At 71.7% G+C, this 22,096-nt stretch carries 21 protein-coding genes and 4 pseudogenes; 9 read left to right on the forward strand and 16 right to left on the reverse strand.

Going from position 1 to position 22,096, the window contains the following annotated elements:
• Positions 1-45: 45 nt before the first annotated feature.
• From AB0N14_RS31180 to AB0N14_RS31190, 3 genes and pseudogenes are all read right to left on the reverse strand, one after another.
• A pseudogene (locus AB0N14_RS31180) lies at positions 46-1,685 on the reverse strand (HAMP domain-containing sensor histidine kinase); the annotation flags it as partial.
• A gap of 2 nt (positions 1,686-1,687) precedes the next feature.
• A pseudogene (locus tag AB0N14_RS31185) lies at positions 1,688-1,906 on the reverse strand (response regulator); the annotation flags it as partial.
• Between the two features lie 116 nt (positions 1,907-2,022).
• A complete protein-coding gene (locus AB0N14_RS31190; protein ID WP_366029036.1) occupies positions 2,023-2,763 on the reverse strand; it encodes a L,D-transpeptidase family protein in 741 nt (246 codons plus the stop codon).
• A gap of 146 nt (positions 2,764-2,909) precedes the next feature.
• Between AB0N14_RS31190 and AB0N14_RS31195 the strand changes: the two genes are divergently transcribed.
• Positions 2,910-3,581, forward strand: coding sequence for an AIM24 family protein (locus AB0N14_RS31195; RefSeq protein WP_366029037.1), 672 nt, complete (start codon positions 2,910-2,912; stop codon positions 3,579-3,581).
• Positions 3,582-3,713: 132 nt separating this feature from the next.
• The gene (locus AB0N14_RS31200; RefSeq protein WP_366029038.1) at positions 3,714-4,340 is read left to right on the forward strand and encodes an alpha-ketoglutarate-dependent dioxygenase AlkB; all 627 of its coding nucleotides are present in this window, start codon (positions 3,714-3,716) and stop codon (positions 4,338-4,340) included.
• A gap of 6 nt (positions 4,341-4,346) precedes the next feature.
• Here the strand turns inward: AB0N14_RS31200 and AB0N14_RS31205 are convergent, their stop codons facing one another.
• Entirely contained in the window at positions 4,347-4,928 is a 582-nt protein-coding gene (locus AB0N14_RS31205; RefSeq protein ID WP_366029081.1) for a TetR family transcriptional regulator, read from the reverse strand.
• Positions 4,925-6,391 carry an MFS transporter gene (locus AB0N14_RS31210; protein WP_366029039.1) on the reverse strand — a complete coding sequence of 489 codons (1,467 nt, stop codon included), beginning with the start codon at positions 6,389-6,391 and terminating at the stop codon, positions 4,925-4,927. Before AB0N14_RS31210 ends, AB0N14_RS31205 begins: the two co-directional genes overlap by 4 nt.
• 401 nt (positions 6,392-6,792) lie before the next feature.
• On the opposite strand from AB0N14_RS31210, the gene AB0N14_RS31215 reads away from it, so the two are divergent.
• Complete coding sequence (locus AB0N14_RS31215; RefSeq protein ID WP_366029040.1) at positions 6,793-7,167, forward strand: tyrosinase family oxidase copper chaperone; 375 nt, start codon at positions 6,793-6,795, stop codon at positions 7,165-7,167.
• Positions 7,168-7,203: 36 nt separating this feature from the next.
• A complete protein-coding gene (locus AB0N14_RS31220; RefSeq protein WP_366029041.1) occupies positions 7,204-8,028 on the forward strand; it encodes a tyrosinase family protein in 825 nt (274 codons plus the stop codon).
• A gap of 103 nt (positions 8,029-8,131) precedes the next feature.
• Here the strand turns inward: AB0N14_RS31220 and AB0N14_RS31225 are convergent, their stop codons facing one another.
• Both AB0N14_RS31225 and AB0N14_RS31230 read right to left on the reverse strand, forming a co-directional pair.
• Entirely contained in the window at positions 8,132-8,566 is a 435-nt protein-coding gene (locus AB0N14_RS31225; protein ID WP_366029042.1) for a PPOX class F420-dependent oxidoreductase, read from the reverse strand.
• 57 nt (positions 8,567-8,623) lie between these two features.
• Positions 8,624-9,313, reverse strand: a complete 690-nt coding sequence (locus tag AB0N14_RS31230) for a ribonuclease H (RefSeq protein ID WP_366029043.1) — start codon at positions 9,311-9,313, stop codon at positions 8,624-8,626.
• A gap of 281 nt (positions 9,314-9,594) precedes the next feature.
• On the opposite strand from AB0N14_RS31230, the gene AB0N14_RS31235 reads away from it, so the two are divergent.
• A complete protein-coding gene (locus AB0N14_RS31235) occupies positions 9,595-10,599 on the forward strand; it encodes a zinc-binding alcohol dehydrogenase family protein (protein ID WP_366029083.1) in 1,005 nt (334 codons plus the stop codon).
• 3 nt (positions 10,600-10,602) lie between these two features.
• Here the strand turns inward: AB0N14_RS31235 and AB0N14_RS31240 are convergent, their stop codons facing one another.
• Positions 10,603-11,466: a Cof-type HAD-IIB family hydrolase gene (locus AB0N14_RS31240; protein WP_366029044.1), complete on the reverse strand. Its 864-nt coding sequence runs from the start codon at positions 11,464-11,466 to the stop codon at positions 10,603-10,605.
• A 281-nt stretch (positions 11,467-11,747) separates the two neighbouring features.
• Between AB0N14_RS31240 and AB0N14_RS31245 the strand changes: the two genes are divergently transcribed.
• Positions 11,748-12,809 carry a LacI family DNA-binding transcriptional regulator gene (locus tag AB0N14_RS31245; RefSeq protein ID WP_366029045.1) on the forward strand — a complete coding sequence of 354 codons (1,062 nt, stop codon included), beginning with the start codon at positions 11,748-11,750 and terminating at the stop codon, positions 12,807-12,809.
• 51 nt (positions 12,810-12,860) lie between these two features.
• Here the strand turns inward: AB0N14_RS31245 and AB0N14_RS31250 are convergent, their stop codons facing one another.
• From AB0N14_RS31250 to AB0N14_RS31260, 3 genes and pseudogenes are all read right to left on the reverse strand, one after another.
• Positions 12,861-13,925, reverse strand: a complete 1,065-nt coding sequence (locus tag AB0N14_RS31250; protein ID WP_366029046.1) for an endo-1,4-beta-xylanase — start codon at positions 13,923-13,925, stop codon at positions 12,861-12,863.
• A gap of 58 nt (positions 13,926-13,983) precedes the next feature.
• Positions 13,984-14,388 (reverse strand): annotated as a pseudogene (locus tag AB0N14_RS31255) (carbohydrate ABC transporter permease); the annotation flags it as partial.
• Positions 14,388-14,960, reverse strand: a pseudogene (locus AB0N14_RS31260) (extracellular solute-binding protein); the annotation flags it as partial. The pseudogenes AB0N14_RS31260 and AB0N14_RS31255, both read right to left, overlap by 1 nt.
• Positions 14,961-14,976: 16 nt before the next feature.
• On the opposite strand from AB0N14_RS31260, the gene AB0N14_RS31265 reads away from it, so the two are divergent.
• Entirely contained in the window at positions 14,977-16,722 is a 1,746-nt protein-coding gene (locus AB0N14_RS31265) for a glycoside hydrolase family 3 N-terminal domain-containing protein (RefSeq protein WP_366029047.1), read from the forward strand.
• Between the two features lie 74 nt (positions 16,723-16,796).
• Positions 16,797-16,985: a hypothetical protein gene (locus AB0N14_RS31270; protein WP_366029048.1), complete on the forward strand. Its 189-nt coding sequence runs from the start codon at positions 16,797-16,799 to the stop codon at positions 16,983-16,985.
• A 139-nt stretch (positions 16,986-17,124) separates the two neighbouring features.
• Here the strand turns inward: AB0N14_RS31270 and AB0N14_RS31275 are convergent, their stop codons facing one another.
• From AB0N14_RS31275 to AB0N14_RS31290, 4 genes are all read right to left on the reverse strand, one after another.
• Positions 17,125-17,559, reverse strand: coding sequence for a protease inhibitor (locus AB0N14_RS31275; protein ID WP_366029049.1), 435 nt, complete (start codon positions 17,557-17,559; stop codon positions 17,125-17,127).
• Positions 17,560-18,002: 443 nt separating this feature from the next.
• Positions 18,003-18,527, reverse strand: a complete 525-nt coding sequence (gene grpE, locus AB0N14_RS31280; RefSeq protein ID WP_366029050.1) for a nucleotide exchange factor GrpE — start codon at positions 18,525-18,527, stop codon at positions 18,003-18,005.
• 2 nt (positions 18,528-18,529) lie between these two features.
• Positions 18,530-20,395, reverse strand: coding sequence for a molecular chaperone DnaK (dnaK, locus tag AB0N14_RS31285; protein ID WP_366029051.1), 1,866 nt, complete (start codon positions 20,393-20,395; stop codon positions 18,530-18,532).
• 38 nt (positions 20,396-20,433) lie between these two features.
• Positions 20,434-20,793, reverse strand: coding sequence for a J domain-containing protein (locus AB0N14_RS31290; protein ID WP_366029052.1), 360 nt, complete (start codon positions 20,791-20,793; stop codon positions 20,434-20,436).
• A 407-nt stretch (positions 20,794-21,200) separates the two neighbouring features.
• Here AB0N14_RS31290 and AB0N14_RS31295 point away from each other — a divergent pair, with 407 nt between their 5' ends.
• Positions 21,201-21,572, forward strand: a complete 372-nt coding sequence (locus AB0N14_RS31295) for a hypothetical protein (protein ID WP_366029054.1) — start codon at positions 21,201-21,203, stop codon at positions 21,570-21,572.
• Here AB0N14_RS31295 and AB0N14_RS31300 read toward each other — a convergent pair.
• Positions 21,536-21,898 (reverse strand): MerR family transcriptional regulator, encoded by a 363-nt coding sequence (locus AB0N14_RS31300; protein ID WP_366029055.1) that lies wholly within the window; start codon positions 21,896-21,898, stop codon positions 21,536-21,538. The two genes, AB0N14_RS31295 and AB0N14_RS31300, sit on opposite strands and share 37 nt — an antisense overlap.
• Between the last annotated feature and the right edge of the window lie 198 nt (positions 21,899-22,096).

The following is a 22,096-nucleotide window of genomic DNA, read 5'->3' on the forward strand; positions in this document are numbered from 1 at the left end:
CCCCCGACCCCGCGGAAGGGGCGTGTCGGCGTCTGCGCGGCCGGGTCAGACGTCCGCGGGTGCGGGCGTCGCCGGCAGCCGCAGGGTGAAGACCGAGCCTGTGCCGACCTCTGAAGTGACGGTGACGGTTCCGCCGTGGGCCGAGGTGAGTTGGCGGACGATGGGGAGTCCGAGACCACTGCCGCCGGTGCGCCGGCTGCGGGACTTCTCCGCTCGCCAGAACCGGTCGAAGACGTGGCGCAGGTCCTCGGGGGCGATGCCGCTGCCGGTGTCGGCGACCTCGAAGACCGCACTGGCGTCCTCCGCGCGGGCGGCGAGCGTGATCGTGCCGTCGGCCGGGGTGGGCGGATCGCGTTGGAGACCAGGTTCCCGAGCGCCTGCCGCATCCTGACGGGGTCGGCGTCCAGCCACGGCTCGCCGTCCACCCGGGTGACCAGGCGGATGCCGGCGGTGTCGGCGGCGACCTTGTGGGCGGCGGCCACCTGGGCGAGGAGTTCGGCGGCGCGGACGGGTTCGCGGTGCAGCCGCAGGGTGCCGGCGTCGGCCGCGGCGAGGTCCTGGAGGTCGTCGATGACCCGCTGCAGGATCAGGGCCTCCTCGTGCAGCGAGGCCAGCAGTTCGGCGTCGGGGGCGACGGTGCCGTCGCGGGTCACTTCCAGCCAGCCGCGGATGTTGGTGAGCGGGGTGCGCAGTTCATGCGCGACATCACTGACCATCGCCCTGCGCTGCGCCTCGAGTCGTTCGCGGCGCTCGGTCAGCGCGTTGAACGCCTCGGCGAGGATTCCTGTCTCGTCGCGGGTGGTGACGGGCACGCGGACGTGCCGGTCGGGCGGCTGCTGTGCGGCATGGGTGAGAGCGCGCAGCGGCCGTACGAGCCGGGTGGCGACCACGACGGTGACGGCCACGGTCAGGGCGAGGACGAGCCCGGTCACGGCGATGACCTCGGCCTTGTTGGCGGGCGACATGTCGAAGCGGGGCAGGGTGCTGCCGCCGGTGCCGAGGAACAGCTCGGCCGTCGGGGCGACGTAGGGGTCGAGCTGCCGGCGACGGGCCTGGGCGATGCAGTCGCTGCCCTTCTTTTCCGCCGCGGTGGGCCGCGCGTTCCCTGCCTTCCTGGCGGAGAGGTTGCTCAGCTCGGCGCCCTTGACGGTGAAAGCCACCGAGAGGGACAGCCGCGAGGGCATGCCCTCCCGCTTCAGACACGTCCGGACCAGGCTCGTCAGCGCGGCAATGGCCTTGTCCTCGGTGGGCGTCGGGGTGTTCAGCCTTCCGTCGGCGCACTCGGCCGACACATGGGCGTCGGAGACGGCTCCCTCCGCGCCCGTGAGCACGGACCGGCCGCTCGGCGCGGTCTCGACCGTCGCCTCGTAGCCGCCGCGCCGGTAGCACGCCTGCCGTTCCAGCGCGAGCTCCCGCACCCGTGCACGCTCGTTCGCCGTCAGCCGGTACGGTCCCACCGCCCGGGGATCGATGCCGCTCAGCTGGGCCCCGGGTTCCGAGTACGTGTCGGTGCGCAGCGGGTCGACGGTGGCGGCGGCCTGCGGCGGCAGGGGGGTGCCGTGGCGCGCGGAGTCGGCGATCGGGACCCGGTCGGGCGTGGTCAGGGCGATGCGCCGGCGGGTGCGGGCGGACAGCGCGCGTACGGTGGCGCCGACGCCGGACCAGTCGGTGTGCGTGGCGGCGTATTGTCGTCGTCGCGGCGCAGCACCCGGCACACGCCGAATCCGTCGATCACCGGCAGCATCAGATCGAGGACGACGAGGTCGGGCCGGTGCCGCCGGACCGCCTCGAGGGCGGTCCCGCCGTCGTGGACCACGGTCGCGGTGTGGCCCTCCCGCACCAGCGACAGACGTATCAGCTCGGCCTGCATCTCGTCGTCCTCGGCGACCAGCACATGTGCGCACACGCGGCCGATGCTAGGCGCAACGGACCGTGGACGGCCCGCGGACGGCCCGCGAAGAGGGTCTTCCCACAGGCTGACAGCTTCCTGACATCCGTGTGCGGATCCGGCCGCGGGACGGTTCAGCGCGCGAGGGACGTCGCGTCGCCCATCACGACCACCGGGTGCCGATCCGGGTCCAGAGCGCGCAGCAGCGCCTTCATGTCGGCCTCCTTCAGGGTGACGCACCCGTGGGTGGGGCCGCCGTGGTCGACGTGGAACCAGATGCCTCCGCCCCGGCTGCCCCCGAGCGGGCGGGTCCAGTCACGCGGTGAGGTGCCCGGCTTGCGGTTGTAGTTGATGGCCACCACGTAGTCGAAGGCGCCGCCGAGGGACTCGCCGTCGAAGCCGGTGCCGAGGGCGGTGAAGCCGTGGGAGTGGTCGTACGGCAGCCGGGTGCCGGGGTCGGGCAGGCGCCCTCCGGCGTCGGTGAGAGCGTAGACGCCGATCGGTGAGCGCAGGTCACCGGACATGTGGTGGTCGGTCCAGCCCTTGAGGGCGTTGTGCGCGGGCCACTGCCGGCCGGCCTTCCAGCCTGAGTCGGTCCGCTCGTACAACACGACGGTGGAATCGGACGAGTTCCGGCCCTTCCCGGTCACCACGACCATCTGGCGTGCGTTCGACGGTATCCCGGCGCGGGTTCTGAGCCCGAGGCCGGGCAGTTCCTCGGGCGCGTCCGGTGTCGCCGCGGGTGCGGGCGTGCCCTCGGCCCCGTCGGCGGCGACGGCCGCGCGCGTCTGTGCCGCCCCGCCGTCCGACTGGCACCCGGCCAGCAGCAGGGAGGCGGCGAGCACGGCCGCCGGTACACGTATTGCTGTGATCATGCTTCGACAGTGGCTGAAACATGTAAGGAAGTGGTCAGGAAGCGACCCGTTCGAACCGAACTACTCCTGACCCAACAATGAGTTGTTGCCGTTTCAGAACAGCCGTGATCTTGGCGGAGGGGAGCCCTCCGGGACAGGATGCCCGCATGAAGGGTGATCTCTTTTCCAGTGACCACATGGTGCAGCCCGCCGCCGCCCCGGGCATGTCCCTGCAGAACGCCAAGTCCATCCGGTACGTCGTCGGCGGCGAGATGTTCGCGCGGCAGGGCTCGATGGTCGCCTACCGCGGGGACCTGAGGTTCGAACGCAAGGGCCAGGGCGTCGGCGGAATGCTCAAACGGGCGGTCACCGGTGAGGGGCTGCCGCTGATGTCCGTGCGCGGGCAGGGCGAGGCCTGGTTCGCGCACGAGGCGCAGAACTGCTTCATCGTGGACGTCGAGCCGGGTGACGAGTTCACCGTCAACGGGCGCAACGTGCTCTGCTTCGACGCGAGCCTGTCGTACGAGATCAAGACCGTGAAGGGCGCCGGGATCGCCGGTGGCGGGCTGTTCAACAGCTTGTTCACCGGGCAGGGCCGGCTCGGTCTGATCTGCGAGGGTAATCCGCTGGTGATACCCGTCTCGCCCGAGCTGCCGGTGTTCGTCGACACCGACGCGGTGGTGGGCTGGACGGCCCGGCTGCGCACCTCGCTGCACCGGTCGCAGTCCATCGGCTCGATGCTGCGCGGCGGCTCGGGTGAGGCGGTGCAGCTGAAGCTGGAGGGCGAGGGGTACGTCGTCGTACGACCCAGTGAGCTGACTCCGCAGAAGGAGCACTGACGGAAAGGGGCCCCGCTCTCAAAAGCGAGCGGGGCTTCTACTGATCAGCGTCCGGCCGGGTGGATGTGACCGAGATCGCACCACCGGGATGCGACTGAACAGATTTTCGAATTAGCGGAGTACGCTGCCTGTATGGCCACGCATCTCCAGGGCTCGCTGTTCGACCAGACCGACGATATCCGTCTCGGTCCGCTCGACGGGCTGCGGCGGACTCATCTGGGCGCGGGGGCGTGGATCGATGTGCTGCCGGGCTGGCTCAGCGGGGCCGGCGCGCTGTTCGTGCAGCTGGCCGAGGAGGTCCCCTGGCGCGCGGAGCGGCGGCACATGTACGACCACACGGTGGACGTGCCGCGGCTGCTGGCCTTCTACCACGCCGGGGACCCGCTGCCGCACCCCGTCCTGGAGGAGGCGCGCGACGCCCTGTCCGCGCACTACGCGACGGAGCTCGGCGAACCCTTCGTGACGGCCGGTCTGTGCTACTACCGGGACGGCCGGGACAGCGTCGCCTGGCACGGGGACCGCATCGGCCGGGGCGCACGCGAGGACACCATGGTCGCCATCCTGTCCGTGGGCGTGCCGCGTGATCTGGCGCTGCGGCCGCGCGGCGGCGGGCAGGCCGTCCGGCGTCCGCTCGGGCACGGGGACCTGATCGTGATGGGCGGCTCCTGCCAGCGGACGTGGGAGCACTCGATCCCGAAGAGCAGCCGGACGACCGGACCCCGGATCAGCATCCAGTTCCGGCCGGCCGGGGTGGGCTGACCCGGATCAGGGCGTCAGCTGTGCCTGTACGGCCGGTGCCCAGCGGTAGGCGATGTCGTCGAGTTCCGCTGCGCGCAGGTGGGTGCCGCGTGCGATGCCGAACATCACGCCGAGGCCCAGCAGGGCGCTCACCGCGAGTTCGGCGCGCAGGCCCGCGTCGGGACCGCTCAGGCGCGCGGCGAGGCGGTCGCTGACCTGGGTGCGGAAGTTGGCGCGCAGGATGTCGCCCTGCTCACCGTGCAGGGGCGCGAAGACGATGCGCAGGAGCGGGTCGGCGCCCTGTCGCGTCTGGCTGAGCAGCACATGGCGGACCATGTGCCGGCCGAGGTTCTCGAGCGGTGCGTCCAGCAGGGCGGCGGCATCCGCCTCGAAGGACATCACCTGGGAGAAGAGGGTGTCCTTGTTGCCGAAGTACTTCAGGATGAGCGGCGGGCTGACCCCGGCCCGGTCGGCGACCGCCTTGAGCGTGATGTCCGCGTGCGCGTGCCGGGCGAGCAGATGGCGGGCGGCGCGCAGGATGGCGGCCTTGGTGGTCTCGGCGTCGCGGCGGGCGGGGGCGGTGGCCGGTGACGTGGTCACGGTGCTCAGGCTCCTTCCAGCGCCGTGTCGGGCGACGGCGTCCTGCGCGCGGAGGTGCCGCCCGGGGTACGGTCCCCCGGGATGGCGAGGGCGGTGGCACACGCCACGAGGGCGACCGTACCCGCCATCGCGAACGCCAGCAGATAGCCGTGCAGCGTGGGGACGGGGGCGCCGCCCACCAGGGCGGTGTGGTGGACCAGGACGGCGGCGACGCAGGCGCTGCAGCTGGCCTGGCCGATGGTGCGCATCAGCACGTTGACGCCGTTCGCGGAGGCGGTCTGCCCCGCCGGCACGGCGCGCAGGATGAGGGTGGGCAGCGCCGAGTAGGCGAGGGTCGTGCCGGTGGCGACGACGGACGCGCCCACGATGATCATCCACAGGTGGCGGCTGTCCGCGATGCGTACGGCGTATCCGAGGGTGAGCACCGCCGCGCCGACGGCGAGGGTGGTCCGGGGGCCTCGGGCCGCCGAGATGCGGGCGGAGACCGGGGAGAACAGCAGCATGATCACACCGCCGGGCAGCAGACACAGACCGCCGCCCACGATGGACAGGCCGAGCCCGTAGCCGGTGGCCTTCGGTGCCTGGACGAGCTGTGCCGTCACCAGCGAGTTGGCGTAGAAGCCGAAGCCGACCAGCAGGGCGGTGAGGTGCGGCAGGGCGACGCGGGCGCGGGCGGCCAACCGCAGGTCGACGAGGGGCCGTTCGGCGCGCAGTTGGTGCAGGCACCACAGCGCGAGGATCAGCACGCTGCCCGTGAACAGGCCGAGGATCCGCGCGCTCCCCCATCCCCACTGGCCGCCCTGCGACACGGCCAGCAGCAGACAGACCAGCCAGGCGGCGAGGCCGAGTGCGCCGAGGACGTCGAAGCGTCCGGGGGCGCGGACGGGCGACTCGCGCACCGCCCACCGCGCGAGAGCGAGACCGACGGCGCCGAAGAAGCTGGTCACCCAGAACATGGCGTGCCAGTTCACGTACTGGATGACGAGCGCGGCCAGCGGCAGGCCGAGGGCCGCGCCGATGCCGACGGTGGAGCTCATGAGGGCGACCGCGGATCCGGTGCGCTCGGGCGGCAGTTCGTCGCGCAGGATGCTGATCGACAGCGGGACGACCGCGGCGGCCGTGCCCTGGAGCGCCCGCGCCGTGATGAGCACGCCGATGTCGGACGAGAGCGCGCAGAGCACCGAGCCCAGCGTCATCAGGGCCAGTGCGGTCAGCAGCACCCGTCGTTTGCCGTACATGTCCCCGGCGCGCCCGAGCACCGGGGTGAGCACCGCTCCGGACACCAGGGTGGCGGTGACCATCCAGGAGACGGCGCCCACGGAGGCGCCGGTGAGCCGGGGCAGGTCGGGCAGCAGGGGCACGACGACCGTCTGCATGACGGCCATGAGGATGCCGCCGAAGGCCAGCGCGGGGACCGCGGGCCGGTCGCGCACTTCCGGCCGCCCGGCCGGTCCGGCGGGTATGGGGACCATGCGCACTCCAGTGGATCGGCCAGGGGCAATCGTGGTGAATGGCAATTCACCGTAGCGGGTGAATGACCATTCACCAAGGCTTTGCCGCCGGTGATGCCCTCCGGACCCCCAACCACCCGGCCGGGAACGGCAGTTCGCGTCACATGCAGGGCGTGAGCCGGGCCACGAGACGGCCGCCAGGAGAGAAAGATCCACTTCCAAACCCGCCGGAGAGGGCGGAATTTCCTGTTCCGACGCGCCCGCGATCCGGCGCGACAGCAAGATCATCTTCGTTCAACTTTATAGGACATGGCGGCAATTGTCCTGATCGTAGCCAACCGTCTTCCGTCGATTTCCAGGGCTCACCGGTCGGCGGATAGGCAGGACGCGTCACACCAACCCCCTTCGACCGGAGGATTCGTATGCCCCGACTCACCCGCCGCCGCACCCTCGCGGCAGGCGCCGCCGTCGCCGCCACCGCCGGCCTGCCCGCCCCGTCGGCCGCGGCCACGGGCCACGACCACGGCCACAGCCACAGCCACGACCACGGTGTGCCGGAAGCCTTCGACGAGGTCTATCTGGGCCGCCGGATACAGGGCCGCCCCGTGGCCGGCGGGCACCACCACGGTGGTGGATACGGCGTCTTCATCGACGGTGTGGAGCTGCACGTGATGCGCAACGCGGACGGCAGCTGGATCAGCGTGGTCAGCCACTACGACCCGGTGCCGAGCCCGCGAGCCGCCGCGCGCGCAGCCGTGGTCGAACTGCGGGGCGCCCCGCTCGTCCCCCTCACCTGACCGCCCGCACCCAGCACCTCTCGGAGCCTCCCGCACATGACCGTACGCAAGAACCAGGCGACCCTCACGGCCGACGAGAAGCGGCGGCTGGTCGCCGCGCTCGTGGAACTCAAGCGCAACGGCCGCTACGACGCCTTCGTCACCACCCACAACGCCTTCATCATGGGCGACACCGACACAGGGGCACGGACGGGGCACCGCTCGCCGTCGTTCCTGCCCTGGCACCGCAGATTCCTGATCGAGTTCGAGCGGGCGCTCCAGTCCGTCGACACCTCCGTCGCCCTGCCGTACTGGGACTGGACCGCCGACCGCTCGCCACGCTCCTCGCTGTGGGCTCCGGACTTCCTCGGCGGCACCGGGCGCCCCCTGGACGGACGGGTGATGGACGGGCCGTTCGCCGCGTCCACCGGCAACTGGCCGCTCGCGGTACGCGTGGACGGCCGCACATATCTGCGGCGCTCGCTCGGCGGTGGCGGACGCGACCTGCCGACCCGGGCCGAGGTCGACTCCGTGCTCGCGATGTCCACGTACGACATGGCGCCCTGGAACAGCGCGTCGGACGGCTTCCGCAACCATCTCGAGGGATGGCGGGGCGTCAACCTGCACAACCGCGTCCATGTGTGGGTGGGCGGTCAGATGGCCACCGGGGTCTCTCCCAACGACCCGGTCTTCTGGCTGCACCACGCCTACGTCGACAAGCTGTGGGCCGAGTGGCAGCGCCGCCACCCCGGCGCCGGCTACCTTCCCACGGGCGGCACGCCGGACGTCGTCGACCTGGAGGAGCCGATGAGGCCGTGGAACGACGTGCGCCCCGCCGACCTGCTGGACCACAGGGCGTACTACACGTTCGACACCGACTGACGGTCGGGGCCCGGACGTTCGCCACCGACTGACGCCCGGCGCCCGGGCGGCGGACAGCGGAGAGCAGGCTTTCGCGCGGTTGTGACAGAGTTTCCGGGCTCTGTCAGCGCGACGACGACGCCCAGGGCCCGACGCCGCCGATGCGCTCGATCGTGTAGCGCACGATGAACCCGGGTCCCCTGGGCGCCGGGAACCCGGCGTCCGGGGCCATGTAGACCTTGGCGAGGCGGTTGAGCAGGTCCCAGGCGCCGTGGCTCGGCTCCACCGCGGCCCGCGCCCGCAGTACGGCGTACTGGTTCAGGAAGACCCCGGGCACGCGTGGGGCGTCGAAGGACAGCACGACCCGCGGGTCCCGGTCGATGTTGCGCAGCTTCACGTGCCGCGCCATATGGCCGCTGACGATGTCGTCGCCGTCCAGTCCGATCCAGATGACGGTCACCTGAGGGCTTCCGTCCGGGTTGATGGTGCTCAGATGCGCCATGGGGCCGGACTCGATCAGCTCCCGCAGCTCCTCCGGCAGACGGCTGTTCCCGTTCATGACTCAGGAACGTACCGCTCCGCGCGCGAGGGCGTCTGAATGCCCGGAAAAGTCGTATCAGGTGTCGTCGGCCGTACGGCACTCCGGGTGGCCCCAGCCCTGGGCGTTCTTGGCGATGGGTTCGCCCGCCGCGTACGGGCGGCCGCAGACGCAGCGGCCCGGGAACTTCGCCTTGATCGTGCGGGAGGTGGTCCGCTTCCGCGCGGGCGCGCCACGGCGGGCCGGGGCGGCGGTGGCCGGCTCGGGCGACGGCGGCGGCTCCGGGGAGCCGTAGGCGCTGCCCGCCGGTTTCTGCACGGTGGCCGCCTGGCTGGCGGCGCGGTCCGCGAAGTCGTTGAGGCGGTCGCCGCCGACCTGGTGGGCGGGCACGTAGCGGAACTCCACCTCGCGACCCGCGAGCAGCTCGTCGATGCGGACGACCAGTGCCTGGTTGGCGACGGGCTTGCCGGCGGCGGTCTTCCAGCCGTTGCGCTTCCACCCGGGCAGCCAGGTGGTGACCGCCTTCATCGCGTACTGGGAGTCCATGCGGATCTCCAGCGCGATGCCTGGGTCCACCGCGCTCAACAGCCGTTCGAGCGCGGTGAGTTCGGCGACGTTGTTGGTCGCGGTGCCCAGCGGGCCGGCCTCCCAGCGGCTCGGGATCTCGTCGACGTCGGCGACGACCCAGGCCCATCCGGCGGGTCCCGGGTTTCCCTTCGAAGCCCCGTCGCAGGCGGCCACAACACGTTCAGGCATGCCCCTGATCATGCCACGCCCCGGCCGCCGCCCCGGTCGCGGGCCGGGCACCCGCGCTGTCCGGAAGACACAGGCCGATCAGGGCGGCGGTGTGCGGGACGCTCTTGCCGTCGCGGTGGCCGGCCACGAGTCCCGCCGGTCCCGTGGGGATCGGCCAGGGCGGTGGGGCGACGCCGGCCGGAGCCCGGGCCCTGCCACGCTCCGGCCGTCCCGAGCGCGGGGCCGTGTCGCGCGACGGACCGCCAGGGTGGCGACACTGGAAGGAGGCAGTCGTGGACGGGACGGGGCATGTGATGCGCGCATGGGTGGTGGTCCGACCGGGGCCCGTCGAGCGGGAGCCGCTCGCTTTCGTGGAGCGGCCGGCCCCGGTGCCGGGCCCCGGTGAGCTGCTGGTGCACGTGCGGGCGTGCGGTGTGTGCCGTACGGATCTGCACGTCGCCGAGGGTGACCTGCCGGTGCGGCGGCCGGGGGTGACGCCCGGGCACGAGGTGGTGGGCGTGGTGGTCGGGATCGGAGGGGGCGTGAGCGGGTGGGCGAGCGGCGACCGGGTGGGCGTGGCGTGGCTGCGCCGTACGGACGGCACGTGCCGGTACTGCGTGCGCGGCGCCGAGAACCTGTGCCCGGCCTCCGAGTACACCGGCTGGGACGCCGACGGCGGCTACGCGCAGTACACGACCGTGCCGGCCGCCTTCGCCTACCGGCTGCCGGAGGCGGTGGACGATGTGGCGCTGGCGCCCCTGCTGTGCGCCGGCATCATCGGCTACCGGGCACTGCTGCGGACGTCCCTGCCGCCGGGCGGTCGCCTCGGGCTGTACGGATTCGGCGGCAGCGCGCACCTGTGTGCGCAGGTGGCGCTGGCGCAGGGGGCCACGGTGCATGTGCTGACCCGGGACGAGGCCTCGCGGGGGCTCGCGCTCGAGCTCGGGTGTGCGTCGGCGGGCGGTGCCCACGACGCGCCGCCGGAGCCGCTGGACGGGGCGATCCTGTTCGCGCCGGCCGGTGATCTCGTCCCGGTGGCGCTGCGGGCGCTGGACCGGGGCGGGGTGCTGGCGGTCGCGGGCATCCATATGAGCGACGTCCCGGCCCTGCGGTACGAGAGCGAGCTGTTCTACGAGAAGGAGTTGCGCAGCGTCACCTCGAACACGCGCGAGAACGGCCGGGAGTTCCTGGACCTCGCCGCCCGGTACGGCGTGCGGGCGACCACGCACCCGTACCCGCTGCCGGAGGCGCAGCGGGCGCTCGGCGATCTGAAGGCGGGGCGCTTCGACGGGGCGGCCGTGCTGGTGAACGACCTCTGAGGGTCAGCCGGTGGGCAGGTGCATCAGGCGGGTGATGGTGCGCAGAACGCCGTTCTCGGTGTTGGGCGGCGCGAGGTAGCGGGCGCGGCGGACCACGTCCGGGTGGGCGTTGGTCATGGCGAAGGACCACTCGGCGGCGTCGAGCATCTCCAGGTCGTTGAGGTAGTCGCCGAACGCCAGCGTCTGCGCGGGTGTGATGCCGAGGTCGCGCTGGAGCCTGAGCAGGGCGGCACCTTTGTTGGCGGTGCGGTTCATGATGTCGACCCAGTGCTCGCCCGAGACCACGACCTGGTGGGTGGCCGTGAGCGGCTCCAGGGCGGGGGCGGTGGTGCCCTCGACGGGTCCGAAGTCGAAGAGGGCCACCTTGAGGAACTCGTCCTCCACGGTGGTGAGGTCGTCGACGGGCTTCAGCAGGGCGTAGTACCTGCTCGCCTCGGCCATGAATGCGTCGTCCCTGCGCTCGACGTAGGCGGAGTTCTTCCCGCACAGGACCGCCCCGACGTCCACGCCGTCGGCCGCGAGCCGCCGTGTGGTCCCGATGACGCGGGCGGCCACCGCGGGGTCGAGGGGGTCGGAGCTGAGCTCCACGCCGTCGCGGACGACGTACGTGCCGTTCTCGGCGACGAACACCATGCCGTCGTCCGCGTCGGCGAACTGCCGGGCGAGCGTGGCGTACTGGCGGCCGCTGGCGGGGCTGAACAGCACACCGCGGCGACGTAGCTCGGCGAGGAGGGGCCACAGCCCGTCGGGGACGCGTCCGCTGCCGTCGAGGAGCGTGCCGTCCATGTCGGTCACGACGAGCCGGATGTCGACGGGGTCGCTCGGCAGTTCGGGGGCGGTGAGGAGGCAAGCGGGCGTGGCGGACATGTCCTGCTTTCTGTGGGGGCCGAGGGAGGGGGTTCGGCCGGGGGGCTGCTGTCCTCGGCGCCATTGCCTCGTCAGGCACCCGATGATAGTCGGCGCTCTTCTTCGAGGTGAGCGAGGGTGCTCCTCGGGACCGGCAGCCCGACGCGACCTCGGCCGGGATACCGAACGGTCGAGGACTAGGCTCGGGCGCGCAGGACGTCCCTCTCATGCGGCTTCACACGACCGCCTTTTTTCCGGAAGACTTCTGCAAAGTTTCGAGAGGGCGTCCCGGAGCAACGGAGGTGGGGCAAGTGGCAGCGCACGAGGCCGACGCGGAGGAGGCACACGAGGAGCGCGGCAAGGTCACGATCACGGAGATCGCCCGGCGGGCGGGGGTCTCGGTGCCCACCGTGTCCCGTGTCGTCAACGGACGCTCCGACGTGGCCCCGGGAACCCGTGCCCGGGTCGAGGACCTGCTGCGCCGGCACGGCTACCGCAAGCGCGCCTCGGCGGCCGGCACCCGCGCCGCCCTGCTCGACCTGGTCTTCAACGACCTCGACAGCCCCTGGGCCGTGGAGATCATCCGGGGGGTCGAGGAGGTGGCCCACGCCGCCGGGGTGGGCACGGTGGTGTCGGCGATCCACGGGCGCTCCGGCGACGCCCGGGAGTGGATGCAGAACCTGCGGGCGCGGGCCTCCGACGGGGTCATCCTCGTCACCTCGGTGCTCGAGCCGGTCCTGCACGAGGAGCTGCGCATCCTGGGCGTGCCGATCGTGGTCGTCGACCCGGCCGGCTCCCCCGCCCTGAACGCGCCCACCATCGGCGCGGCCAACTGGTCGGGCGGCATGGCGGCCACCGAGCATCTGCTGAGCCTCGGGCACCGCCGCATCGGCCTGGTCGCGGGCCCGCCCCGGCTGCTGTGCTCGCGGGCCCGGCTGGACGGCTACCGGGCGGCGCTGGAGGGCGCCGGGATCGCCGTGGACGAGTCCCTCATCGTGCCCGGCGACTTCTACCACGAGTCCGGCTTCACCGGCTGCAACGCCCTCCTGGACCTGCGGGAGCCGCCGACCGCGATCTTCGCGGCGAGCGACCAGATGGCGCTGGGCGTGATCGAGGCGCTGCGGCGGCGCGGGCTCCGGGTGCCGGAGGACATGAGTGTGGTGGGTTTCGACGACCTTCCGGAAGTCCGCTGGTCGGCTCCGCCGCTGACCACCGTGCGCCAGCCGCTGGCGGAGATGGGCAAGCTCGCCGTGCGTACGGTGCTGCGACTGGCCCGCGACGAGCAGCCGGACTCGCCGCGCGTGGAGCTGGGCACGGAGCTGGTGGTGCGGGCCAGCACGGCGCCACCGCAGAAGGCGGGCTGACGCGCGTGGCCCGGCGGTGCGGACACCGCCGGGCCACGACGCGGGACGCGCTTACTCCCCTCCCAGCGCCTCCCGCAGCGCGAAGTACGCCGGCTTGGGCCGCAGTTGCTCGTCCCACGGAAGGGCGGCGCCCTCGCCGGGGAAGTACGCCGGGATCCACGAGTACTTGTCCGTGTAGTCCCACACCGTGATCCCGACGCAGCGGCGCGCCGCCAGGCACGCCTTGGTCAGGTCGCGGTACCAGGTCGCCTGCTGGGCCGGCTTCTCGTCGGTGGCGGGCAGTTGCATACGGACGTCGACCTCGGTGAGCGCGGTGTCGAGGCCGAGCCGCGAGAAGCGGCGCAGGTTGTCCTCCAGCGTGGACGGATAGCCGTACTGCAGGGCGAGATGCGCTTGGAAGCCGATGCCGTCGAGCGGGACGCCCTGCGCCTTGAGGTCCTGGGCGAGTCGGTGGTAGGCGTCGCTCTTCGGGCCGGTGCCCTCGATGTTGTAGTCGTTGAGGTACAGCTTGGCGTGCGGATCGGCCCGGTGGGCCCAGCGCAGCGCGTCGGCGATGTAGCCGGGGCCGAGCGTCTTGTACCAGATGGTCTCGCGGTAGGTCCCGTCCTCGTCGAACGCCTCGTTGACGACGTCCCAGGAATAGACCTTGCCGCGGTAGTGCCGTACCTCGGCGGTGATGTGCTTCTTCAGCACGGCGCGCAGCTCGTCGGGCGTCCAGTCGCGCGAGGTGAGCCAGTTCGGCAACTGGCTGTGCCAGACCAGCGTGTGAGCGCGGACGCGCTGGTGGTTCCTCCGGGCGAGGTTCACGATCTCGTCGCCCTTGGTCCAGTCGAAGACGCCCTGCTCGGGCTCGGTGGCGTACCACTTCATGCCGTTGCCGGGGGTGATCATGTCGAACTCGCTGCCGAGGAGCGCGGTGTAGGCACTGTCGGTCAGTTCGGGGTTGTCCGTCGCGCTGCCGAAGTAGCGGCCGTGCCGCTGGGCGAGTTCGGCCAGGGTCGGCGGCTTCTCCTTCGCCTGGGCCGCCGGTCCGGTGGCGAGGCCGGCGCCCAAGAGCAGCGCGGCGAGGGCGCCGGCCAGTCCGAGCCGGGTGCGGGACGGAGTGGTGGTGCGCATGGTGCGACTCCTCACAGTCAGGTGTGTGCTTGAGCCGTACGTTCGCGGGAAGGGTGCGTCATCCTTTGGTGGCGCCCGCGGCGAGGCCGCCGACGAGCTGGCGTTCGGCGACCGCGTAGAAGGCGAGGGCGGGGACCATGACCAGGACGAGGTAGGCGAAGACGCGCGCGGTGTCCGAGGCGTACTGGCCCTGGAACTGCTGGACGCCGACCGGGATGGTCCACCACTTGGGCTCGTTGAAGACGAGCAGCGGCAGCAGGAAGTTGTTCCAGCTGCCGACCACGGCGAGGACGGAGACGGTGCCGAGCGCGGGCCGCGCCATAGGCAGCAGCACCCGCCAGAAGAAGCCGAACGGGCCGCAGCCGTCGAGGGTGGCCGCCTCCTCCAGTTCACCGGGGATCTCCCGGAAGAAGCCGCGCAGGACGACGATCGTCATCGGCAGTCCGAAGGCCGCCTGCGGGAGCCCTTGCCGCCCTCGACCGCGGGGAAGGGGAAGAACCCGAGATCCTTGCCGATGCCCTTGCCTTCGCTCTGCTCCGTCTGGGGCGCCCACTGGCCCATCAGCTCCATGGCCGCCTTGCCGTTGCCGACGGCCGCGGCCTGGCCGGTGGGGGTGGAGTAGGCGGCGCCGAGGAAGCCCGTCTGGAACGGCTGCAGTTGGACGAGGTCCTTCAGGTGCTGACCGGCCTGCACGAACCCCGGTTCCGTGAAGTCCTTGCTGTCACTGGCCTTCTGCAGGGCGTCGATGCCGGCGGTGCGCATCGCGAGGTAGGCCCAGTAGTACATGCCGGGCCACTTCTCCTTGCCCGCGAGGGCGATGGGCGTGATGCCGGCGGACTTCAGCTTGCGCACGGCGTCGAGGAAGGCGCTCCAGGTGGTCGGTGGCGTGCTGATGCCGGCCCGCTTGAAGAGCGCCTTGTTGTACCAGAAACCGACCATTCCCATGTCGAACGGGATGCCGTAGACCTTGTCGTCCAGCAGGTACGGCTGCCGTGCGACCGACAGCAGCGAGTTGCTCCACGACTTGGTGCTGTCGTCCGTGCTCGACGTGGTGCGCGATCCCCGCTGGGGCCGTACCGAGGAGTCGATCGGCGAGGACCCGTATCTGGTCGGGACCATCGGCACGGCCTATGTACGCGGCCTGCAGTCGGCCGGGGTCATCGCCACCCTGAAGCACTTCGCGGGCTACTCCGCCTCGCGCGGCGCCCGCAACCACGCGCCCGTGTCGATCGGCCCCCGGGAGCTCGCGGACGTGATCCTGCCGCCGTTCGAGATGGCGGTGCGCGACGGCGGGGCACGGTCGGTGATGCCCGCCTACAACGACCTGGACGCGCTGCCCGCCCACGCCCACATCCCTCTGCTGACCCGACTGCTGCGGGAGGCATGGGGGTTCGAGGGCACGGTCGTCTCCGACTACTTCGGCGTGACCCTGCTGGAGTCCGCCCACCGCGTGGCGGACTCGCCGGGCGGGGCCGCAGCGCTGGCCCTGACCGCGGGCGTCGATGTGGAACTGCCCGCCGTACGCTGCTTCGGCGCCCCCCTGCTCGAGGCGGTCCGGTCGGGCGAGGCGCCCGAGCCCGCGGTCGACCGGGCCGTGCTGCGCGTACTGACCCAGAAGTGCGAACTCGGGCTGCTGGACCCGGACTGGGAGCCGCAGCCGCCACCGGTCCTCGACCTGGACCCGCCGCGACTGCGGGAGTTGGCGGCGCGGGTCGCCGAGGAGTCGGTGGTGCTGCTCGCGAATACGGGCGGTGTGCTGCCGCTCGGCGACGGGGGGCGGATCGCCGTGGTGGGCCCGCTCGCCGACGATCCGGCCGGAATGATGGGCTGCTATGCCTTCCCGCGCCACGTCGGCGTGGAACACCCGGACGTGCCGATGGGCGTGACGGTGCCGACCGTACGGGAGGCACTGGCGGCCGAGTTCCCGGGCGCCCGGCTCGTCGACGACCCCGCCGGGGCGGATCTGTGCGTCGCGGTGCTCGGGGACCGCTCCGGGCTGTTCGGGCGCGGCACCTCGGGCGAGGGCTGCGACGCACCCGACCTCCGACTTCCCGAAGGACAGTGCGAGTTGCTGGACGCCCTGCTGGAGAGCGGGACTCCGGTGGTCCTGGTCCTGCTGACGGGGCGGCCCTACGCGCTCGGCCGCTGGGCCGACCGGCTGGCCGCCGTGGTGCAGGCGTTCTTCCCCGGCCAGGAGGGTGGCCGGGCCGTCGCGGGGGTGCTGTCCGCGCGGGTCAACCCGTCGGGGCGGCTGCCGGTGAGCGTGCCGCGGGACCCCGGTGGGCAGCCGTGGACGTATCTCACCCCGCCGCTGGGACAGGTGCATGACGCGAGCTCCATCGACCCGACGCCGCTGTTCCCGTTCGGGCACGGGCTGTCGTACACGCGGTTCGACTGGGAGGCGCCGCAGGTCGACGACCCCGCTCCGGCCACGGACGGCGAGACGTCGCTGCGGCTCACGGTCCGCAACACCGGTGACCGGGCCGGCACGGAGGTCGTGCAGGTCTACCTCCGCACCCCCGTGGCGCGGGTGGCGCGTCCGGTGACGCGGCTGATCGGTTACGCGCGGGTGCCGCTGCGGCCGAAGGAGTCCGCGGTGGTCCACGTCACGGTCCCGGCCGACGCGGCGGCGTACACGGGCCCCGACGGCTCAAGGGTCCTCGAGCCGGGGCGCCTGTTCGTCGATCTGGCCACCTCCAGCACGGACACCCGCCATACGGTCGAGCTGACGCTGACTGGCGAGAAGCGGGTGGTCGGGCACGACCGCCGGTTCGGGTGCGAGGTGAGCGTGAAATAGCCGAGCTGTCCCGGCCACCTGGGTGCAACGATGACCGCGGGACACATCGTCACCATGAAAAGGGAGGCGCCCGCGTGAAGTTCGTCCTCGAGGTCGACATGGGCGAGAACGGCTGGGACGGGAACGCCGCCGAGGAGCTGGGGCGGATCCTGCGGTACTGGGGCGGGAACCTGAAGCACTACGAGTTGAAGCCCGGAGACGAGTCGGCCGTATACGACTCCGCCTACCGGGAGGTGGGGCGCTGGGCCGTCACGGCCGAGTGATTCCGGGGGCCGGCCGGCAGCCCCACTCTGTCCGGCCGGCCCCCGGCGGGGGATCGCGTGGCGTGTCGCGACAGGGCTCGCACTCCCCAGTCACGAGCCTTGGATCCATGCTCGCGTCAGTCCGCGCGACCCCGGTCCGTCAGAACTCGAAGACGGCGGTCCCGTAGGAGTTCTTCACGCACTCGTTGGCGAAGGTGCGCTGGTAGTCGACACGCTTGCCCTGCCACACGCCCTGCACGGTGACGACCACCGGGCTGTACAGCTTGGTGCACATCACGCCCTCCTGGTACGACAGGGCGTCCAAGTCGCCGCCGACGGCGCGGAGTTCCGCGCAGGCATCGGGGGCGTCCGGATGACTGCCGGAGGCGGTCGGGGCGCAGTTCAAGGTGACGGCGCGCTCGGGGGTGGCGGTGGTGGCCTGCTGACCGTGGCCCATGGTCAGCACGAGCGCCGACGGGGCGTAGAGGGTCGCGGGGGCAGCGGTCGGGGCGGCGAGCGCGGACCCCGTGAGGGGGCCGCAGACGGCGGTGGCCGTCAGGGTGAGGGTCGCTGCCCAGCGCGCGGTGTTCGGCATTGTGTGCATCCTTCCGCTCGGGTCGGGTCGCCGGCACAGCCCCGACGGAGCCTGTGCCGGAGCCGTCCGGTCGGGTGCCGGTTCGGCGAGCGCGAGTCTGCCGACTCCTGACACGAAACTCACATCGACCCCTCACATTTCAGTAACTTTGAGTGTTGAATCAGTGGCGTGATGTCACAGAGATCGAACACTTGAGGCCCGAAACTGAGCGGGTGTGGGTCGCTGGAATCGGTCGGATGGCCGGATTCCCCCGGCTCGGCAATCGGCCTGAAACATTCCGCTTATCGGCTCGAGCAAGCGCTGTCTTCCGTCGGGGCGAACGGCCGGCCGCCGCCACGGCTCGCCGAGGCCCGCGCCCGTCAGGAAAGAGGCGGCCCAGAAAGGGGGCCGAACCCGCCGCCGCCGGGTCGGCCCCCTCCTCCACGGACTTCTGCGTCACCCTGTCAGCCTGCGGCGGGATCACCCCGTTCGGCACCGGCCCGCTCCCCCGCGCTTCCCTCGCCGACCCGGATCGCGCCGGACGGCGGCGGTCCCGTGACGGTCACGCGGGCCGGGCGCAGCAGGCGGTCGCCGACCCGGTAGCCGGGCGTCAGGATCTCCGTGCAGGTCAGGCCGTCGGCGTCCGGGGCGACCACATGCGTGACCGCCTCGTGCCACTCGGGGGCGAAGGGCTCGCCCTCCTCCCCGAACGCCTGCAGGCCCACCGAGCCCAGCTGGGTCTCGAGGGCCTCCGCGACGGCTTTGAGGCCCGGCGTCATCGCCTCCTGTCTGCGGGCGGCCTCGACGGCGTCCAGCACGGGCAGCAGTGAGCGCAGGACGTTCTCGACAGCGATCTCGCGCACCGCCATGCGGTCGCGCCGCACCTGCTTGCGGTAGTTGTCGTACTCGGCCTTCACCCGCTGCAGGTCGGCGGTGCGCTCGTCGAGCAGACGCCGCAGCTCCGTGCTCTGCGGTCGGCTCCGGTCCATGGTCAGCCCGCCCGTGACGTGTCGTCGTCGTCCACGACCTCGGCGTCCACGACCTCCTCGTCGGCCTTGGCGCCGCTGCCCGCCGCGGCACCCTGCTCCGAAGTCGTGCCGCCCTCGGCGCGCGCCTTGTCGTACATGGCGGTGCCGATCTTCTGGGCCGCGGCGGCGGCCTTGTCGACGGCCTGCCGGATCGCCGCGGTGTTGTCGCCCTTGAGCTGCTCCTTCAGTTCGGCGATGGCACTCTCCGTCTCGCTCCTCGCGTCGGCGGGGATCCGGTCCGCGTTGTCGGCGATGAGCCTCTCCGTCTGGTAGACGAGTTGCTCGCCCTGGTTGCGGGTCTCGGCCGCCTCGCGCCGCTTGCGGTCCTCCTCGGCGTGCTGCTCGGCCTCGTGGACCATGCGGTCGATGTCGTCCTTCGGCAGGGCGGAGCCGCCGGTGACGGTCATCTTCTGTTCCTTGCCGGTGCCGAGGTCCTTCGCCGTGACGTGCATGATGCCGTTGGCGTCGATGTCGAAGGACACCTCGATCTGCGGCACTCCGCGCGGCGCCGGCGGCAGACCGGTCAGCTCGAACATGCCGAGCTTCTTGTTGTACGCCGCGATCTCGCGCTCGCCCTGGAAGACCTGGATCTGCACGGACGGCTGGTTGTCCTCCGCCGTCGTGAAGATCTCCGAACGCTTCGTCGGGATCGTGGTGTTGCGCTCGATCAGCTTGGTCATGATGCCGCCCTTGGTCTCGATGCCCAGCGACAGCGGCGTGACGTCCAGCAGCAGGACGTCCTTGACCTCACCCTTGAGCACACCCGCCTGCAGCGACGCGCCGACGGCCACGACCTCGTCCGGGTTGACACCCTTGTGCGGCTCCTTGCCGGTCAGCTCCCGCACCAGGTCGGTCACCGCGGGCATCCGGGTGGAACCGCCCACGAGGATCACGTGGTCGATGCCGGACAACTCGATTCCGGCGTCCTTGATCGCCTGGTGGAACGGCCTCTTGCAGCGCTCCAGCAGATCGGCGGTCAACTGCTGGAACTGGGCGCGCGTCAGCTTCTCGTCCAGGTGCAGCGGGCCCTCCGAAGAGGCCGTGATATAGGGCAGGTTGATGGTGGTCTCGGAGGAACTCGACAGCTCGATCTTGGCCTTCTCGGCGGCCTCACGCAGCCGCTGCACCGCCATCTTGTCCTTGGACAGATCGACGCCGTAGGCGTTCTTGAACTGCTTGACCAGGTGGTCGACGACGCGCTGGTCCCAGTCGTCGCCGCCCAGGCGGGTGTCGCCGTTGGTGGCCTTGACCTCGATCACGCCCTCGCCCATCTCCAGCAGGGACACGTCGAAGGTGCCGCCACCGAGGTCGAAGACGAGGACCGTCTGGTCGTTCTCCTTGTCGAGTCCGTACGCCAGCGCCGCCGCCGTCGGCTCGTTGATGATCCGCAGGACGTTGAGCCCGGCGATCTCCCCGGCCTCCTTGGTGGCCTGCCGCTGCGTGTCGTCGAAGTACGCGGGCACGGTGATCACGGCGTCGGTGACGTCCTCACCGAGGTAGGCCTCCGCGTCCCGCTTCAGCTTCTGCAGCACGCGCGCGGAGATCTCCTGGGCCCGGTACTGCTTGCCGTCGATGGTGCCGCTCTCCGGGAAGCGCCAGCTCTGGTCGTCCATGTGGCGCTTGACGGAGCGCGCGGTGCGCTCGACGTTGGTCACCGCCTGCCGCTTGGCGACCTCGCCGACCAGCACTTCGCCGTTCTTGGCGAAGGCCACGACCGAGGGCGTGGTCCGGGCGCCCTCGGTGTTGGTGATGACGGTGGGTTCGCCGCCCTCGAGGACCGAGACCACCGAGTTCGTGGTGCCGAGGTCGATACCGACCGGACGTGCCATGGGGCTTCCCTCCTCGTCGTCCGTCTTCCTCCAGCGGGTCAGAGGGTCCGTTCCACCCGAACCGGGCCCGCGCGCAGCAGGGGCGTTCGTGCCGGGAACAGCCCCGCGGCAGTCGTCACGACGGCCGTGACACCACGCACCGGGGCGGGGGACGCAGCGGGCGTGGCGCGCCGCCGGCGGTCCAGGGCCGCGCGTGCGGCGGGGTCACGGAGCGTCTCGTAGGCGTCGAGCACCCGCGCGAGCGCCTCCTCGGTCACCTCGTCCGACCGGGTGTCGGGGTGCAGTCGGCGCACCAGACGCCGGTACGCCGAAGTGATCCGCTCGGCCGAGGCCGAGGGGTCCACCCCGAGGACGTCGTAGTGGTCCGGCGCGGCACCGGTGGCCTTCCACGTGTCCACCGTCCCACCTCCTCGCCGAGTGCGAGCGGCCCGGCGGCTGCCCCTCCGGGCTGCGGGTTCGCACCTGACTTCCTCACTAGTCTGGATAAAACTTGAGTCGCCTCTTGTCAAGCCTGGCCTGGCGAGGTATACGGGTGTCCGTAGGCACCGGTGGACGCCCATCGGAGCGAGGGGCTCTTCCATCGTCCGCTTCGATCCGCCGGGCGTCGATCCGGAGTCCGTCGACGTGAGCGTGGAGCGCGATGTCCTGACCGTCCGCGCCGAGTGTCCCGCCGCCGACGTCAGGGAGATCGCCGCGTGACAGACATGACACCGGGCGCGGCGGGCGACCGCGGGCACACGGTGCGCGAGCGGGTACCGTCCAGGTCGTCCCTCCGTCCGCTCCCGACCGACCGGAGGTGGTGTGTGTGATCACCGAACTGGCCGTCGAACGTGTCGAGTTCACCTGTGGCTCGTGTTGGCACCGCTGGAGCGTCGACTACGACGTCCAGCGGTCCACGGACGGCCACGGGGACGAGTGGGAGTACTTCTACCGGGACAACACCCCCGTGCCCTCCCCGTACACGCTGGAGGGCGCGCCGCCGTGCGTGCACTGCGGCCGCCGCTGGGTCGGCCGTCTGGTGGCACGCCGTCCCGTGCCGCTGCCCGGCGGCTCCGACGCCCCGCGCAGCCCGGTGCCCGGGGAAGGCAGCCACCGCCCGGAGCGGCACGACGCGCCGCTGCTGCCGGCCGACGCCCACCCTCAGCCGGAGACGGCTCCCGGCCGCTCGTCCGGGTGACCGTCCGCCCGGCTCCGTTCCCCGGGCGGCGCGGCCGCGGCGCGCGCGGCGGCCAGGTCCTCCTCCAGGACCCCCACCCGCTCGCGCAACGTCAGGACGCGCCGCACCCCGGCCAGGGTCACCCCTTCCGCGACCAGGTCCATCACCTCGGCGACCCGATCGATCTCGCGCCGGGAGTAGCGGCGCTGGCCGCCCGCGGAGCGGGCCGGGACCACGATGCCGTGGGCGTCCAGCCGCCGCAGGAAGGCGGGCTGGACGCCCAGCATCCCGGCGACCTGGCCGATCGTGTACAGCGCGGCATCGGCATCGTCGATGGAGAGGGCCATCCTCGACTCCTCGGTCCGATGGACAGACCTCCACCTCAGGTTACAGATTTCCTGTCTGCCCCAGAACAGGGTGGAAGGCCATCTGGTCGCATCGTCCGTAGTGGATGAATCATCCACCGAGCGCTCCCGAACTGGATGAAGAATCCTCTGGTGCGGGCCGTGTCCGCGGATTTAGCGTCGGCGAATCCCCATGGACGG

It is taken from the genome of Streptomyces sp. NPDC051104, assembly GCF_040682835.1.
GTDB lineage: Bacteria > Actinomycetota > Actinomycetes > Streptomycetales > Streptomycetaceae > Streptomyces > Streptomyces cynarae.